The sequence below is a fragment of the Tistrella mobilis KA081020-065 genome (assembly GCF_000264455.2).
Classification (GTDB): Bacteria; Pseudomonadota; Alphaproteobacteria; order Tistrellales; family Tistrellaceae; genus Tistrella; species Tistrella mobilis.
In genome coordinates, this window is sequence record NC_017958.1 from 603179 (window position 1) to 620000 (window position 16822).

Sequence of the window (16822 nt, forward strand, 5' to 3'; positions counted from 1 at the left end):
GCCGATGGACCCAATGGATGGGGAGGCCGCCATGGAGATCGATGCCGACCGGCTGGGCCGGGCACTCGCCGCCCTGGGGCGTGCCGATGATCCCCAGGGTTTTGCGACCGCCGGCACGCGGTCGCTGGCAGCTCTGTTCGATGCCCCGCGCGCGGTGCTGTCCCTGCGGGACGCCGATGGTGGAGAGAGCCGGTTCATCGCCTGGCCCGGCTGGTGCGCGCAGACCTATCGCCGGCAGGTCCTCGCACAGGATCCCATCCGCGCCTGGCTGGATGGCTGCCGCCCCGGTACGGCGCCGGTCATCCGCCTGTCGGATCTGGTGCCCGGACGCGCGCTGGAACGTGCGCCCTATTTCGAAACCCTGCTCCGGCCCACGGGCGCGCGCCATGTGCTGACCCTCGCCATCCGCCGCGGCGGACGGATCGCCGGGGCGCTCAGCCTGGTGCGCAACCAGGACGCCCCCGACTTCTCGATCGAAGACCGCAACCTCGCCACAGCCCTGGTGCCGGCGCTGGAGATGAGCCATGCGCTGGCCCATCGCCGCATGCCCGCCGCCGCACAGCCATTCACCGCACGAGAGGCCGAAATCGCCCGGCTGGTGGCGGATGGCGCCACCAACAAGATGATCGCCCGCCAGCTCGGCCTCAGCCCGGAGACGGTGAAAAACCATCTGCGGGCGATCTTCAGGAAGGCAGGCGTCGCCAACCGCACCACCCTCTCCGCCTGGATGCTCAGCCGCGCGCCATGATCTCCGCCGCCGCCTGCAGCCCCGACCAGTGGGCCTGGCCGACGGTGCTGTTGGTCAGATAGTCGCCGCAGAACGCCACCCGCGGCAGCGGTCCCAGATCCCGGAAGGCCTTGAGCCGGGTCACGAAGCCCTTGGGCCGCTTGCAGATCGCGGCCGGCTGGCGCGAAACGAAGGCATCGATCAGCCGCGTGCCGGCCAGCCCCGGCACCGCCTCGACCATATCGCCCCAGGTGATCGCGATCAGGTCGTCATCGGTGGCATCGGCATGCTGCCGGCAGCCGGCATCCTTCCACTGGGCATGCGCCAGGGTGGTGCCGTCGCCGCGATCGGTGAAGCGCATATTGCCGGTGCGATGGAAGCCGTCGGCCGCCGGCAGAACATAGGTGTCGAGCAGATCGCCCTTGGGCCGGTCCAGCAGGTAATAGACGATGTGGTGGCCGGCATAGTCGATCGCCTCGAAGAAGCCGCGCCGCCCGGCATCCAGATCCGGCATCAGCCCGGAGACCAGATGGCCGGGCACCGCCATGATCACGGCATCGGCGCGGATGACCTCCGGCGCCTCGTCCGCCCGGCTGTACGCAACCTGCACGCCGTCCGCATCATGGCGCACCTCGTGCACGGTGCAGCCGGTGCGATAGTCGGTGCCGGGATCGGCCGCAAAGGCCCGGCCCAACGCCCAGGTCAACCGGCCGACGCCACGCTCGCGATAGCTCCACATATGGTTGCCGGCCCAGGACAGCCGCCCGGCCGAACTCCAGGCCGTCCAGGCCAGGGAGAAATCCTCAGCGCCATAGCCGCAGAACATGCCCATGCAGGGTTCGAGGAAATAGTCGACGAAGGCAGGTGAGAGACGCCGGAAATGCTCGCAGGCATTGACGTCGTCCAGGGCCACCACGCTGGTCAGGTCGCGCGGATCGGCCGCCAGCATCCGCCGGGCCAGCTGCGGCAGGGCCACCAACAGCCGGGCCTTCTCGGCAAAGGGGATCGCCGGATGCCGGGCGGCGCTCATCATGTCGAAGGCGCCGAAATCCGCCACCTCGCGGCGGCGGATCAGTACGTTCCAGCGATGGGCGGCCGTCAGGTCCAGCAGGTCTTCCGGTGCATGCAGCCCCAGTTCACGCGACAGATCGGCGAGATTGGTCTCGGCGCCCAGAAAGGCGAAGGCCCCGGTCGGAACCCAGGCGCCCTGCCAGAACACCGACCGGCAGCGCCCGCCCGGCTCGGCCGCCTTTTCAAGCAGCACCACCTGGTGCCCCTCGGCCCTCAACCGCCAGGCCGCACCCAACCCGGCAATGCCCCCGCCCACGATGATGACCCGCATGGCTCCGCGCCCTCCGTCCGATCATTGCAACCGGGCTCAGTCTGGAAGGGCGTGCGGGCCGGCACCATGACCCGGACGGGTCATGGGCTCAGTCCTGAACGGTCGGCCGGATCACCAGATCGCCGATATCGACCCCGTCGGGCTCGGCGATCGCGAAGGCGATGCTGCGGGCGACGGCATCGGCATCCAGGCCGATCTCCGCCATCCGGGCCTGCATGCCCGCCATCACGCCGGGATCGGACATCGATGCCGCAAGATCGGTGCGCACGAAGCCGGGCGAAATGCCGGTGACGCGGAAATCACCGCGCGATTCCTGGCGCAGCCCCTCCATTACCGTGCGGACCGCGTTCTTGGTTGCCGCATAGACCCCCATGCCCGGCACGATGCGCAGCCCGGCGGTGGAGATCACCGTCACGAAATGGCCGGATGTCTGGCGGCGGAACACCGGCAGTGCCGCCGCGATGCCATAGAGCACACCGCGCAGATTGATGTCGATCATCCGGTCCCAGTCGTCGACCGCCAGATCGTCGAAGGGACCGATCGGCGCGACACCGGCATTGGAGACCAGCACGTCCAGCCGCCCGAAACGTTCCTGCGCCAGATCGACCAGACCCGCCGGCCCGGCGCGCGTCGCGACATCCGCCGCCATCCAGACGACCGTGCCGCCATCGGCGGCAATCGACGCGGCCACCTGTTCCAGCCGCGCGGCCCCCCGCCCGGCCAGCACCAGCTTCGCGCCGCCTGCCGCCAGCCGGCGGGCCGTCGCCGCGCCGATGCCGCTGCCGGCACCGGTCACCACCACCACCTTGCCCTCGATCCCATCCGTCATCGCATCGCCTCCGTCATCGCATCGCCTCCGTCATCGATCAGCTTCCGAGACGCTAGCCGGCAGCTTTCGGTGTTGCTATGAGACAGGATCCAGAGTTTCGGCGAGATCGTCCAATGTCGACCGACCCCCTCTCCGGCATCCTCGGCCTGCTCGACGTGCGCGGGGCCGCTTTCGTGCGGCTGGAAGCCGGCGGCGACTGGTCGCTGGCCTTCCGGCCCCGCCCGCTGGTCAAGTTCAACGCCGTACTGCGCGGCCGATGCTGGCTGACCCTCGATGGCGGCGAACCGGTGCAGTTGCAGGCGGGCGATGCCTTCCTGCTGGCCCTTCCCCCCGGCTATACGGTCGCGAGCGATCCGGAGCTGCCGCCGGCGGACGGATCGGCGCTGTTCGCCGCCGCCGCGCGCGGCAGCGTCACCTGCGGCGGGGACGAAGTGGTGCTGATCGGCGGCAGCTTCACCATCGATCGCCCGGATGGCGAGCTGCTGCACGGGATCCTGCCGCCCTTCCTTAAGATCGACATGGCCGATCCCCGCGCGGCCGGGGTGCGGGCGACCCTGGCACGGCTGGAAGCCGAACTTCTGGCCGGGGATCTGGGGGTGGATCTTGTGGCCCGGCGCCTGGCCGAGGTGCTGCTGATCGACATGCTGCGCGCCCATGCCGGCCGCGCGACGGAAGAGGGAGGCTGGCTGCTCGCGGCGCTTGCAGATCCGAAGATCGGGGCGGCCCTTGCCGCCATGCATGCCGCTCCCGGCCGCGACTGGACGGTGGCAGAGCTGGCGCGGCTTGCCGCCATGTCGCGATCGGGCTTTGCCCGGCGCTTCGCCGAGGCGACCGGCACCACGCCGATCGACCATCTTCTCCACTGGCGGATGCGCCTGGCCCGGGCGGCGCTGCGCCGGGGCGGCACCACGATCGGTGCCCTGGCCGAACGGCTGGGTTATGCCTCGGAAAGCGCCTTCAGCACGGCCTTCAAGCGCGTCCACGGCCGCGCGCCACGCGGCTGGGCGCAGGAGAACCGCGCAACCGGCGGCTGACGGCTGACGGATCACCCATCGCCTTTGTCGCAGGGATGGTGCAGGCTGCGGGTTCCCGTCCCTGCCGCCGCCCCGGACCCAGCCGCGTGCCCCTTCCGCCGAACCTCGCCCCGAACCTTCCGCCGATCCTGGCCCCGCTTCGCGCCGATGCCCGCTGGTATGCGACCGGCTATCTCGCGATGTTCGCCTCGTCCTTCGGGCAGACCTTTTTCGTGGCGCTGTCGGGGAACGACATCCGGGCGGCGTTCAGCCTCTCGGCGGGCGATTTCGGGCTGATCTACACCGCCGTCACCCTGGGCGGTGCCCTGCTGCTGGCGCTGACCGGCGGGCTGGTCGACCGGATGCCGGTGACGCGCGTGCTGGCCTTCACCCTGCCCGCCTTCGCGGCCGGTGCCGTGCTGACCGGCACGGCAACTCACCTTCTCCAGCTGATCCCGGGCCTGCTGCTGCTCCGCTTCTGCGGGCAGGGGATGATGGTGCATCTGGCCTATACCACCATCGGCCGCTGGTTCGCGGCCGGGCGCGGCCGCGCGGTCTCGATTGCAGCGCTTGGCCTCAACACCGGTCAGGCGCTGCTGCCGCTGGGTCAGGTGGTGCTGGCGGGCGCCATCGGCTGGCGCCTCGGCTGGATCGTCGCGGCCGGCCTTGTTCTGCTGCTCTGGCCGGTGCTGGCCCGGCTTGCCGCCCGCGACCGGCAGCCGGCGGCGGCGGATCCGGCCGCGGCGGCGCCCCCGATCCGCCACTGGTCGCGGGCCGAGGTGCTGCGCGATCCCTGTTTCTATCTGCTGCTGGCCGGCATGCTGCCGCCCGCCTTCATCAGCAACACCATCTTCTTCCACCAGACCAGCCTTGCCGCCGCCCGCGGCTGGGCGCCCGAGGTCTTCGCCTCGGCCTTCACCCTTTATGCCGTGATCGCGATCGGCAATGTCCTGCTGTCGGGCCATCTGATCGACCGGGCCGGCGCGCGGCGCCTGCTGCCGGTCTATCTGCTGCCCTTCGGTGCCGCCTGCCTTGTCCTGGCCGTCGTCGATGCGCCCTGGTCTGCCTTCGCCTTCATGCTGCTCTACGGCATCACCGACGGCATCTCGCTCACCCTTTTCGGCAGCCTCTGGCCCGAGGTCTACGGCACCCGCCATCTGGGCGCCGTGCGGGGGGTGGTGGTGGCGGCCATGGTGCTGGCCGCCGCCGCCGGCCCAGGCCTTGCCGGGCTGCTGGTCGATGCCGGGATTCCCCTGCCCTGGCTGATCGCCGGCATGGGGTGCTATTGCGGCCTGATCTGCCCGGTACTGGTGCTGACCGTCCGCCGGGTCTCGGCCCGGCTGGCGGATCAGAAGGTGTAGGCCACCGCCGCCTTCACGCTGCGCCCCTTGGCCGAGAAGCCGTTGAAATAGGCCTTGTAGTCCTTGTCGAACAGGTTCTGCACCGTCAGCCGTGCGGTCGCCCCGCCGAACAGGCCATCGCGCGGCGTCCAGCTGACATAGACGTCGTGGACACCATAGCCGGCGCTGGCCGGATAGGGGCTATAGGGGATCAGCGCATCATCCGGGATGTCGTCCTGGCCGGCGACGAACAGCCCCTTCCAGCCGACCAGCAGGTCGTATTCCGGGATCTTGCGACCGAACTGGGCGACCAGCTTGAACGGCGCGATGTCGTAGACCGGCTGATCGGCGCCATAGATGTCGCGCACCGATCCCTCATGCTCGCCTTCGGCATAGGCGAGGCTCAAGCCGGCGATGTAGAGCGGGCTGTCGTAGAAGGCTTCCAGCTCCACGCCCTGGGTATAAAAGCCGCGCAGATTGTGATGGCTCGGCACCCGATCGGGGTAGCGGCCGACATTGGGCGAGCCGAACACCCGCATGATGTTGTCCGACACGTCGTTGCGATAGATCTGGACCCGGGTCAGCACCTTGTCCTTCGGCTCCAGGACATCGCCGAAGGTCAGCACCGCGCCTATCCGCTTTTCGAAAGCACGCTCGGCCTCCAGCTGGCGCGCGGAGGACCGGTTGGTGCCGACCTCGTAGATCTCGTCGACCAGCGGTGCGCGCAGCTTGTAGGCGAGCCCGCCGAACAGCGCGAGATTGTCGTTCACCTGATAGAGCGCGTTCAGCGTCGGCGAAAAGCCCTTGTGCACCACCGCCGAATAGTCGTGCCCCTTGGCGGGGTCGCGGTAATCGGCCGCGGCATTGGGCACGCCGTCGGTGCGGATATGGTCGTAGCGCAGGCCGGGCGTGACGGTCAGCCCGTTGCCGAAATCGACCTCATATTCCATCCAGCCGGCATAGATCGTCTGGGTGCCGGCCGGAATGTTATAGGGCTGAAGATGGCCGTAATTGCGGTCGGGATCGTTCCGGTCCGTCCAGGAATAGGCCATGCTGTCACGGTCCTGGTGCTTCACCTGGACGCCGATGTTGAGTGTCGTATCCACGCCGCCGACCGTAAAGCGGCTCTCGTTATAAATCTCGGCGCCGTAGTTCTCGTAAGACAGCCAGCTTTCATTGCCGCCAAGGCCCAGGTTGACATAGATGTCCTCGACCTGGCGCTTATCGTGCTGTTTCGTCTCGGACCACGACAGCTGCACGGTGGTGCGGACCAGCGGATCGGCCGGGTCGTAGACATATTTGCCCGACAGCGAGCGGTCGTCGGTCTGGCGCCGCACGGTCAGCCGGGCCAGCGCCTGTTCGAAACCGTAGCGATCGATCTGATAATCCGACGGCACGATCTGACCGGTCTTGGCGGCGAAGGGGCCGAGCACGTCGCTGGTCGACATGGCGCCGCTCAGTTCCAGGAAATGATCCTCGCGCGCGACGCTGCCCTTGAAATGGCCGCTCAGCAATTCGCCTTCCGACAGGTTGAGCTTCTGCCCGTCGGCCGTTCGGTACTTGTCGTTGTCGCGCCGGGTGGCCGAGACCAGCAGTTCGGCGCCGCTGTCGTCGTCACGGCCGAAAAGCGCGGTGGTCCGGCTCCATTCCTTGCCGTTGACGCCATAGCCGAGCTTCAGGAAGCCGCCGGTATTCTCCCCCGGCAGCAGCATGTCCGAGGCGGATTTTGTGGTCAGCGCCACCGTGCCGCCGAAAGCGCCATAGCCGCGGGGTGAGAACGAGCCTTTGTCGACGGTGATCTCCTTGACCAGCTCCGGCTCGATGAACACCGTGCCCTGGCGATATTTCTCGAAGCTCTTGTCGGCACCGTCGAGCGTGATCGCCACATCCTCCTGATCGCCAAACCCCCAGATGTTGAGCGAATGCCCGTCGGGCCTGGCCGAGCCGACCAGATCGACACCCGGCAGGTCATTGAGCAGTTCCGGCACCGAACTGGCCTGGAGCCGCTCGATCGTCTCCCGATCCACCGTCGATGTCGCGATGGTGCGGACATCGGTCAGCGCGCTGATCACCACCACCGGGTCCAGCCTCTGCGCCCGGCTCTCCTGTCCCTGGCCCTGATCGGCCGCCGGCACCAGGGTGACCAGGCCGCCCTCTCCCGTGCGGAAATCGACGCCGGTGCCCTCCAGCAGCGCCACCAGCGCCTGGATCGCATCCATCTCGCCCGTGACACCCGGGCTGGTCCGGCCGGCGGCCAGAGAGGGGATGTACGAGATCTGCAGCCCAGATTGCTGGCCGAAAACCTGCAATGCCTGAGCAAGCGGGCCGGCAGGCACGGCATAGCCGCGCTCCGCCGCGCGGGCAACCGCAATGCCCGGCTGGCCGGGCAGCTGGCCACCCGCCACCGCCACCACCGCAACCGACATCATCAGGGCCCGGCGCAGCCGCCGTCCCCGTCCTCCAAGACCAGCCATCATCACGTCCGTCCGATCCTCTGTGCAGCAGATCGGGCGCAGGCCTGGCTTGCATGCCATTGCACCGCACCCTCCTGTCTGCCCAGACGGAGTCCGGCGCCGGATTTGAACCCCTTCTTTGCGAATTATTTTCAATCGCAATATGGGCGCGCCCTCACGCCCGGTCGATCACCATGGCCCAGGGGCCGATCCGGCGCAGCCGCCCGCCATAGGGGCGGATCACCGCCCGCGCCGCCGCCTCCGGGTCGGTCGCGGTATAGACGCCGCTGATCGGCATCGCGCCCAGATCGTCATCCAGCAGCACGATCCGGCCGTCATACCAGCGGGCGATGCGGGCGAGCACCGCCGCGACCGGCTCCCCCTCCACCACCAGTCGTCCCGTGCGCCAGGCCGCGAACTGCCCCGGGGCGAGCCGCCCCCGGGTCACCGTGCCTGTGCCGCCGTCGATCATCAGGCGATCGCCGGCGGTACAAGCAAGCGGGGTGCCCGCGCCCCCGATCTGCACCCGCCCCTCGCCCACGCTCACCACGCTGAGCGCGCCCTCGACGGCCAGATCGAAGCGCGCGGGCCCAGCCACACTCCGCAGGGTCAGGCCGCCCGTGGTCACGGTGAAGGGGGCCGTCCCCGCCGGCTCAAAACAGGCCAGACCTTCGCGCAGAGCGGCCCCCGGTGCGGCCGTCAGAGTGACGGCGGTCAGCGGCCCGATCGTGGCCTGGCCGCCGCCGGGCAGGTCGATCCTTCGGATCGCGGCCACATCCGTCCGTGTCCCGGCGGTCAACCGCGGAACCAGGGCAAGCCCCGCCACCCCGGCCGCCATTGCCACACCGCCGGCCAGAACGGCGCGCCGCCCGATCCGGCGAGCGGGAGGCTGCGGGATCCGGCCGGCCGCCCCCACGGCCCGGCCGGTCAGCGCATGCAGCTCCAGCGCCTCGCGCCAGATGCCGTCATGAACCGGGCTCCGCCCCCGCCATTCGGCGATCAGCCGCAGGGTCACCGGGTTGTCGGGGGCGTTCTGGCGGCGGATCAGAAGGTCGAAAGCCTCCTGCCAGAGCGTTTCGCGATCAGGCGGCGCCGTCGTCATTCTGCGTGCTCGTCCAGCCGGCGTTTCACATGGCCATAGGCATCGCGCACCATCGCCCAGACCCGGGCGGTCGACACCTCCAGCTCGGCGGCGATTTCGGCCAGGCTGCGCTCGCCCAGCCGGTGCTGTTCGAAGGCGCGCCTTGTGCGCGGCGGCAGTTCGGCAAGGGCGGCTTCCACCACCGCCAGCCGCTGGCGGGCCGCGGCGGCACGCTCGGCATCCGGTGCCTCGTCGGCGATCTCGTCCAGCAGAGCGGGCGACAGCTCGACCAGGGCCGCCCCCGGCTCACGCCGGTGCCGGTCGACCAGAAGGTTGAGCGCGATGCGTTTCAGATAGGCGCGCGGATTGTGCAGCACCGTCGTGCCGCCACCGCCCGCAAGCAGCTTCACGAACACGTCCTGGGTGATGTCGGCGGCAACATCCGCCGAAACGCCGCGGGCGCGCAGGGATGATCCGATATCCGTCGCATGCCGGCGGAACAGGGCCGGTAGATCCATGGGCTCCGATGCCTTCGTGTCGCGGACGTGCATCCACACCCGGCCCGCCATCGGGCGGCCGGATCGATGCAGCGTCGGTGGAGGCGACACGCCCCCGCACACAGGATAAACCGGCAGCGACAAAGGTCCGGGCCAGGATCCCCGGGCGACGGGCTGGGGGCGGAACGGATCGGCCACAGGCGCGGCGGCTGGTTCTTTATGGGGGCCCGCAGGCCCGGCGCGGAGTGTAGACCAGGATGCGCCGGGCCGCCAGAGATGCCCGTCCGTGAGGTCAGGCGAGGCCCAGCTTGCCGCGCAGCGTCGACAGGTCTTCGGCCAGCGTGTTCACCTTTGCGGCCAGGATCCGCCGGTCAGCATCGGTCAGCTTCTCATACGAGACGAAGCCGCCACCCGACATTCGGTACTTCTCCAGCACCTTGCCGGCATCGGCGAAATTGCCGTCGACGCGCGCTACGAAATCCTTGTCGGCGATCAGCGGCCGCAGCAGGTCGTAGATCTCTTTCGAGCCGGCGAAATTGGCGTCGAAATCCCAGAGATCGGTATGGCTGTAGCGGTCTTCCTCGCCCGAAATCTTGGTCGCGGCCACCTCTTCCATCAACGCCGCGGCCCCGCCGACCACCACCTCCGGCGGAAAGGTCAGCGCGTTGATCCGGTTGTTCAGGTCTTTCACATCCGCCAGCAGCCGGTCGGCATAGCCCTCCAGGCCGCGGGTGCTGCCGGTTTCCCAAAGCCCGTATTCGATCCGGTGGAAGCCGGTGAAGGTCTCGTCCTTTTCGCCCTTCTCGTAGTCGTCGGCGCGAGCGTCGATCGACCCGTCGAGATCGGCGAACAGCTCGGCGATCGGCTCGATCTTCTCATAGCTGGTACGGGTGGGCGCGAACAGCGCCTTGGCCCTGTCGAGATCGCCGGCCTTGATCGCAGCCACCAGGGCTTCGGTGTCGGTCACGAGCTGGTCGGTGTTCTCGGCGACATAGATCTTGTACTCCGAGAGCGGGCCGACGAGATCGAGCGACGGGTCCGCCGCCAGCGCGGCCGGCGCCCCCACCGCGGCAAGGCCGAGCACAAGAGCACCGGTGGTGAAGAGCTTTGCAGCCATGCTGCCTCCTGCATCTGTCTGAAGGGATGTGACTCGACAGGGCGATCAGGCCTGCCGGGCGGCCTGGATCAGCGATGATCCGACATAGTCGTCCTCACCCGTGGCACCGGGCGGCACGAAGAAATACCCGCCACCGATCGGCTTGATGTATTCCTCCAGCGGTTCACCGTTCAGCCGCGTCTGGACGGTGATGAAGCCCTGTTCAAGATCCGACTGATAGCAAATGAAGATCAGCCCCTGATCGAGCTGACCGTTCTTCATCACGCCGCGCGAATAGTTGAACGGCCGCCGCAGGATCAGATTGGCGGCGCTGGCCGGCGTGCGCGGATTGGCAAGGCGGATATGCGAATCGAGCCGGGTCTTCGCTCCCTCCGGATCGGCGGCATAATCGGGCACGTCATGCTCCGTCGCCCCCGGCCCGCCATCCAGCGGCGCGCCCGTCACCTTGTTGCGGCCGAAGATCCGCTCCTGTTCGGCAAGCGGCGTGCGGTCCCAGCGCTCGACCATGTTGCGGATGATCCGCACCGCCTGATAGCTGCCGCCCCGCGCCCAGCCGGGCTCGCCGGCGGCACTGGTCCAGACCACCCGGTCCATCAGCGCGGCATCCCCCGAGGCCGGATTGGCCGAGCCGTCACGGAAGCCCAGGAAGTTGCGGGCGCTGGGCGTCGATCCGTCGGCGGCGGCGGCGACCGGCGGCACCGAGCCTTCGACCATCCAGCGCAGCACCAGAAAGGCGGACAGGTTTTTCACGATGTCGCGCAGCGCGTGGATATTGGTGTCCTGGGTGTTGGCGCAGAACTGGATGGACAGATCGCCGTGGCAGAGGTCCGGGTCCAGCGCGTCATTGGGGAATTCCACCATCCGCGTCAGCTTCGCGGGCGCCAGGCCCGCCAGCCAGGGCCGCGCGAACAGCGAGGCACCAAGCCCGATGGTGATGGTCAGATCATCCGGCGTGACCACCGGCCCCAGAATGCCCGAATCCGCCGGCGGCAATTTCGGATCGCGGTCTGCAACCGGCCCGCCCGCGGTCAGAAAGGCCGCCCGCGCGCTCAACGCCTTCAGCATCCGCTCCAGATCGTCCAGCGACATGGCGACCACGTCGAAGGCGGCGATGATGCCGTTGGCCGGGCGCGGGGTGGTGATCCCCGCCTGACGGGCGCCGTAGAACGGCACCCGCCCCTGCATGCTGCCCGGATGGGCGCGGGGGGCGTCATCCACCCGGGGCGCGGAGACCGCCGCGGCGGCCGGCCGTGCCGGACGGATCAGCGCGCCCGCGGCAGCGCCCACCCCAAGCCCCATCAACAGGCTGCGCCGGCTGGGTCCGGCCTTCTGCTTCAATTCTGCAGTCATCTCAACTCATCCCGATCACGGGGGGCAGCTTGCCCAGCGTCGTCTTCAGCCCGGCCAGATCACGGGTCAGGGCAGCGCGTCCCTCGTCTGCCGCGGCAGGCGTGGCATCGGCCTTGCGCAGGCGGGCGAGATCGCCCGCCACCCGGTCGAGTGCGGCGGTCAGCTCCGCCTCCAGCGCGGGATCGGCAACCGAGACGATCTGCCCCAGCAGGCCGGTCAGCTTGGCGATCCCGTCGAGGCTGGCTTCAAGCTCAGCCAGATGACGCTCGTCCAGATCCTGGTCGGCAAAGGCTCCCTCGGCGGCACCCGGCCGGGTCTCCACGATCCGGCCGGTCATGTCGGCCGGCAGGACCAGCAGCAGGGCCGGCGTCACCTCGGTGGTCTTCAGCCGCTGGTTCAGGGTTTCAAGATCCGCGACCAGTCGATCGGCGACCGGCAGCAGCCCCTCGATACTGCCCCGGGTGAAGAGCCCGTATTCGATGCGGTGATAGCCGATGAAGCCGGGGTCGGCCTCGCGCCCGGCCAGATAGGCCGCCTGCGGATCGATCACCGCCTGCAAATCGGCAATGCGATAGGCGAGCGGCTCGATCCGGCGCCAGGGCAGCCGCGCGGCCATCCAGGCCCGGCGCGCCGCATCCAGGTCACCGGCCGCGATGGCATCGCGCAGTGCCGTCGCGGCCTTCACCGCCGCCCGGCCCTGCATCACCAGATAGACCCGGTATTCGGCGAGCGGGCCCAGGAACTGCCGCAGCGTCACCTCCGACGCCGCAGCCGCCGCCTCGTCCGAGGCCGTCACATGCAGCACCCCGCGCGGGCTGGACAACAGCCCGCAGGTGATCTCGTAATCGCCGGGGGTGAGCTGCACGGTCAGCATCTGGTGGAAGCCCGGCACGATGTTCTCGCGCTCGGCCACCACCATCACCCCGTCCAGGATCTCCCATTCGATCGGCCGGTCCGAGGCATTCACGATCTCGAAACTGCGCCGGCCACCGGGCAGGGTGATGGTCTGGGGATCGCAGCGTCCGCCGGTGACGGTGACCACCTGATCGGCGGCCCGATCAGGACCCGCCTGCCGGCTCTGCTCGGTCGCATACCAGAAGGCAGCACCACCGGCGAGGGCGAGCACGGCGGCACCCGCCACCGCCAGCTGCATGGCACGAGAGGTTTCGGGTCCGCTCATCTCACCCCTCCCGCGCGACCGGGCGTGCCGCAGCCACGGGGGCGGCCGGCCTCAGGAACAGGATCAGCGTCACCGCCAGGAAGGCCGCATAGACCAGCACCTCCCCCAAAGTCGGTGCCTCGCGATAGCCGAGCAGCCCCGACAGCACCGTACCCACGGCCCCCGATTCCGGCAGCACCCGGCCCAGATCGTAGACCACGCCCTGCAGCCCGTTCCACAGCCCCGCCTCGTGCAGGGCCTTCAGCGCGCCGGCCAGCAGCCCCGCCGCCACGAACAGGATGACGACCCCGGTCCAGCGGAAGAAACGTGCCAGGTTCAGCCGCAGCCCGCCGCGATAGATCGCCCAGCCGATCCCCGCCGACACCGCAATCCCGGCAAGCGCGCCCAGAGGCGCTGCAGCATCCCGGCTCTGCTGAAAGATCGCCAGCAGGAAGAACACCGATTCCAGCCCTTCCCGCGCCACCGCGAAGAACACCATGCCGATCAGCGCCCAGCCGGCCGCACGGCCACCCTCTGCCGCCAGCGCCTGATCGATGCCGGCATGCAGCTCGCGGCGGATCGATTTCGCCGCCCGGCGCATCCAGAACACCATCGCCACCAGCACGACCACGGCAGCGATGCCGACCACGGCCTCGAACAGCTCCTGTGCCTTCTGCGGAAAGCCGGCGCTGACCATCTGCAGGGCGGCGCCCGTGAACAGCGCCATGGCGGCGGCAAGGAAGATCCCCACCCAGACCGCAGGCAACTGGTCGCGCCGGCCGGTCTGGCGCAGATAGCCGGCGATGATGCCCACGATCAGGGCCGCCTCCAGCCCCTCGCGCAGCATGATCAGAAAGGGTGCGAGCATGGAATTGCCTTCTCTGCGTCCCCTGCCCGGCCCCGTGCCCTTGCCCGGTCAGGCAGGGCAAGGGCACGGAGCGGTCGGCCGGCCGCTCAGCAAAGGGAGCAGCCGACATCGGACCGGGCAGGAAACGGATGGGATCGGATGGAAAATCGGCGCCAGCGCACCGGCCAGGGCCGCAAGCGGCCCGGCGGAACCGTCGGTAATCTTACGGCGCTTCGGCCATGCCGTTCGGCACCGAGCGCCCATCAAGGGTCGGCACAAGCGGTGCAGCGGTCATGACGGTAATGGCCGGGGATCCGGTCATCATGGAGCACAGCGGCTCGAACATGCGGACGGCCTTCTTCGATCATCCAGATCTGCCGGAGCCCCGAACCGGGCCTTCGACACGGCTGGGGCACAGTCTTCCACAGCTGAGACGCATTCGCAACCGCGGTGGTGCCCCCTTTCCCGTTTCGGGACGAGGACGGAACGGGACAGGAAAGAAGATCGCCGGGCCCCTGCCCAATGACATCCGGCCCCGCTGGCCCCCCTGTTTTTGAGGGGGCCCCGAACGCAGCAACGCCGCCCGCGGCGAGAGGCCGGGGCGGCGTTTGCTTGAAACTTGGTTGCGGGGGCAGGATTTGAACCTGCGACCTTCAGGTTATGAGCCTGACGAGCTACCGGGCTGCTCCACCCCGCGTCAGGGCGTAGGCGGTTGGCAGTGTGGATTGAGATGAGATCGCGCTTTGTTGTGGTGAGCGTTGTCTGTCCATCCATGCGGTTACAAGACCTGGCAGCGACCTACTCTCCCGCGTCTTAAGACGAAGTACCATCGGCGCAGGACGGTTTCACGGCCGAGTTCGGGATGGGATCGGGTGGTTCACGTCCGCCATAGCCACCAGGTCATGAAACCGCACGGAGGGACAGTCCGGAAGTTGTGCTTCCGGAAGCTCTGAGCGCGAGATCGTCTGATTTGATGATGTGTGTGCAAGCTTCGTGGGCCGCGGGCCCGGTTCTGGGCGCGGCGGGGATCTTTCGAGCCGATCGAGCGATTAGTACCGGTCAGCTCAGCGCATTGCTGCGCTTACACACCCGGCCTATCGACGTGGTGGTCTTCCACGGCTCTCAAGGGAGACCTGGTTTTGAGGGAGGTTTCCCGCTTAGATGCTTTCAGCGGTTATCCCTTCCGGACATAGCTACCCAGCGATGCGACTGGCGTCACAACTGGTGCACCAGAGGTCCGTCCATCCCGGTCCTCTCGTACTGAGGACAGATCCTCTCAAGTCTCCTACACCCACGGCAGATAGGGACCGAACTGTCTCACGACGTTCTAAACCCAGCTCACGTACCACTTTAATCGGCGAACAGCCGAACCCTTGGGACCTGCTCCAGCCCCAGGATGTGATGAGCCGACATCGAGGTGCCAAACAACCCCGTCGATATGGACTCTTGGGGGTTATCAGCCTGTTATCCCCGGCGTACCTTTTATCCGTTGAGCGATGGCCCTTCCACTCGGGACCACCGGATCACTATGGCCGACTTTCGTCTCTGCTCGACTTGTCAGTCTCGCAGTCAGGCGGGCTTATGCCATTGCACTCGACAACCGATTTCCGACCGGTTTGAGCCCACCATCGCGCGCCTCCGTTACTCTTTGGGAGGCGACCGCCCCAGTCAAACTACCCGCCATGCAGGGTCCCGGCTCCGGATCACGGAGCGCGGTTAGACACCAAGAACCAAAAGGGTGGTATTTCAAGGTTGCCTCCACCTCGGCTGGCGCCGCGGCTTCATAGGCTCCCACCTATCCTACACATTCAGTCCCTAGTGCCACTGCAAAGCTGTAGTAAAGGTGCACGGGGTCTTTCCGTCTGACCGCGGGAACTCCGCATCTTCACGGAGAATTCAATTTCGCTGAGTCGATACTGGAGACAGTGGGGAAGTCGTTACGCCATTCGTGCGGGTCGGAACTTACCCGACAAGGAATTTCGCTACCTTAGGACCGTTATAGTTACGGCCGCCGTTTACCGGGGCTTCGATTCAGAGCGTGAACCCCTCCTCTTAACCTTCCGGCACCGGGCAGGCGTCAGACCCTATACGTCGCCTTGCGGCTTCGCAGAGCCCTGTGTTTTTAGTAAACAGTCGCCACCCCCTGGTCTGTGCCCCCCGCCCCTGGTTGCCCAGGAACGGGGCCCCCTTCTCCCGAAGTTACGGGGGTAATTTGCCGAGTTCCTTCAGTATCGTTCTCTCAAGCGCCTTGGTATACTCTACCAGCCCACCTGTGTCGGTTTCGGGTACGGTCTGTACGTGGGAGTTATTTCCTGGAACAACTTCGCTGCCGGGAACAATCCAATAAGCCCCGACAACTTACATCATCCGTCACTTCCCACAGGTGCAGGAATATTAACCTGCTTCCCATCGACTACGGCTTTCGCCCTCGTCTTAGGGGCCGACTCACCCTGCGCGGATTAGCCTTGCGCAGGAACCCTTGGGCTTTCGGCGACAGAGTTTCTCACTCTGTTTGTCGCTACTCATGTCAGCATTCTCACTTCCGATACCTCCAGGCGCCCTCACGGGTCACCCTTCACAGGCCTACGGAACGCTCCGCTACCACGCACCATACGGTGCATCCACAGCTTCGGTGTACGGCTTTAGCCCCGTTACATCTTCGGCGCGGGACAGCTTATCTAGACCAGTGAGCTGTTACGCTTTCTTTAAAGGATGGCTGCTTCTAAGCCAACCTCCTGGTTGTCATGGCCGTCCTACATCCTTTCCCACTTAGCCGCAACTTGGGGACCTTAGCTGGTGGTCTGGGCTGTTTCCCTCTCGACTACGGACCTTAGCACCCGCAGTCTGTCTGCCACGCTGTACTCCCTGGTATTCGGAGTTTGGTTAGGTTTGGTAAGCCGGTGAGGCCCCCTAGCCCATCCAGTGCTCTACCCCCAGGGGTAATCACGTGACGCACTACCTAAATAGTTTTCGCGGAGAACCAGCTATATCCGAGTTTGATTGGCCTTTCACCCCTAGCCACAGGTCATCCCCGTCTTTTTCAACAGACGTGGGTTCGGTCCTCCAG

13 protein-coding genes, 1 tRNA gene and 2 rRNA genes (1 of these 16 only partly in view) are annotated in these 16822 nt (G+C 67.4%); 3 read left to right on the plus strand and 13 right to left on the minus strand.

Annotated features, from left to right (window positions below; genetic code table 11):
* The first annotated feature begins 31 nt into the window (after positions 1-31).
* Complete coding sequence (locus tag TMO_RS26505; protein ID WP_014748147.1) at positions 32-748, plus strand: helix-turn-helix transcriptional regulator; 717 nt, start codon at positions 32-34, stop codon at positions 746-748.
* On the opposite strand, the gene TMO_RS26510 is transcribed toward TMO_RS26505, so the two are convergent.
* Both TMO_RS26510 and TMO_RS26515 read right to left on the minus strand, forming a co-directional pair.
* Positions 732-2069 (minus strand): FAD-dependent oxidoreductase, encoded by a 1338-nt coding sequence (locus TMO_RS26510; protein WP_014748148.1) that lies wholly within the window; start codon positions 2067-2069, stop codon positions 732-734. The genes TMO_RS26505 and TMO_RS26510 overlap by 17 nt on opposite strands.
* An 88-nt stretch (positions 2070-2157) precedes the next feature.
* Positions 2158-2898 (minus strand): SDR family oxidoreductase, encoded by a 741-nt coding sequence (locus TMO_RS26515; RefSeq protein WP_014748149.1) that lies wholly within the window; start codon positions 2896-2898, stop codon positions 2158-2160.
* Between the two features lie 113 nt (positions 2899-3011).
* Here TMO_RS26515 and TMO_RS26520 point away from each other — a divergent pair, with 113 nt between their 5' ends.
* Positions 3012-3932 (plus strand): AraC family transcriptional regulator, encoded by a 921-nt coding sequence (locus TMO_RS26520; RefSeq protein WP_014748150.1) that lies wholly within the window; start codon positions 3012-3014, stop codon positions 3930-3932.
* Between the two features lie 86 nt (positions 3933-4018).
* Positions 4019-5272 (plus strand): MFS transporter, encoded by a 1254-nt coding sequence (locus tag TMO_RS26525; RefSeq protein ID WP_014748151.1) that lies wholly within the window; start codon positions 4019-4021, stop codon positions 5270-5272.
* Here TMO_RS26525 and TMO_RS26530 read toward each other — a convergent pair.
* The 11 genes from TMO_RS26530 to TMO_RS26575 form a co-directional block, all read right to left on the minus strand.
* On the minus strand, positions 5260-7728 hold the full coding sequence (locus TMO_RS26530; protein WP_187297877.1) for a TonB-dependent receptor: 2469 nt from the start codon (positions 7726-7728) through the stop codon (positions 5260-5262). The genes TMO_RS26525 and TMO_RS26530 overlap by 13 nt on opposite strands.
* A 151-nt stretch (positions 7729-7879) precedes the next feature.
* Positions 7880-8806, minus strand: coding sequence for a FecR family protein (locus TMO_RS26535; RefSeq protein WP_014748153.1), 927 nt, complete (start codon positions 8804-8806; stop codon positions 7880-7882).
* Complete coding sequence (locus TMO_RS26540; protein WP_014748154.1) at positions 8803-9303, minus strand: RNA polymerase sigma factor; 501 nt, start codon at positions 9301-9303, stop codon at positions 8803-8805. Before TMO_RS26540 ends, TMO_RS26535 begins: the two co-directional genes overlap by 4 nt.
* Before the next feature lie 271 nt (positions 9304-9574).
* Positions 9575-10399, minus strand: coding sequence for an iron uptake system protein EfeO (gene efeO / locus TMO_RS26545; RefSeq protein WP_014748155.1), 825 nt, complete (start codon positions 10397-10399; stop codon positions 9575-9577).
* Between the two features lie 45 nt (positions 10400-10444).
* Positions 10445-11749 carry an iron uptake transporter deferrochelatase/peroxidase subunit gene (gene efeB / locus TMO_RS26550; RefSeq protein WP_014748156.1) on the minus strand — a complete coding sequence of 435 codons (1305 nt, stop codon included), beginning with the start codon at positions 11747-11749 and terminating at the stop codon, positions 10445-10447.
* Between the two features lies 1 nt (position 11750).
* Positions 11751-12929, minus strand: a complete 1179-nt coding sequence (gene efeO / locus TMO_RS26555; RefSeq protein WP_014748157.1) for an iron uptake system protein EfeO — start codon at positions 12927-12929, stop codon at positions 11751-11753.
* Position 12930: 1 nt separating this feature from the next.
* Positions 12931-13776 carry an iron uptake transporter permease EfeU gene (gene efeU / locus TMO_RS26560; protein WP_014748158.1) on the minus strand — a complete coding sequence of 282 codons (846 nt, stop codon included), beginning with the start codon at positions 13774-13776 and terminating at the stop codon, positions 12931-12933.
* Between the two features lie 202 nt (positions 13777-13978).
* Positions 13979-14101: a hypothetical protein gene (locus TMO_RS32720; RefSeq protein ID WP_267021083.1), complete on the minus strand. Its 123-nt coding sequence runs from the start codon at positions 14099-14101 to the stop codon at positions 13979-13981.
* A 274-nt stretch (positions 14102-14375) separates the two neighbouring features.
* Positions 14376-14452: transfer RNA gene (locus TMO_RS26565), tRNA-Met, on the minus strand.
* An 88-nt stretch (positions 14453-14540) separates the two neighbouring features.
* A 5S ribosomal RNA gene (gene rrf / locus TMO_RS26570) occupies positions 14541-14655 on the minus strand.
* A 128-nt stretch (positions 14656-14783) separates the two neighbouring features.
* Positions 14784-16822 (minus strand): 23S ribosomal RNA (locus TMO_RS26575) (it continues 706 nt past the right edge of the window).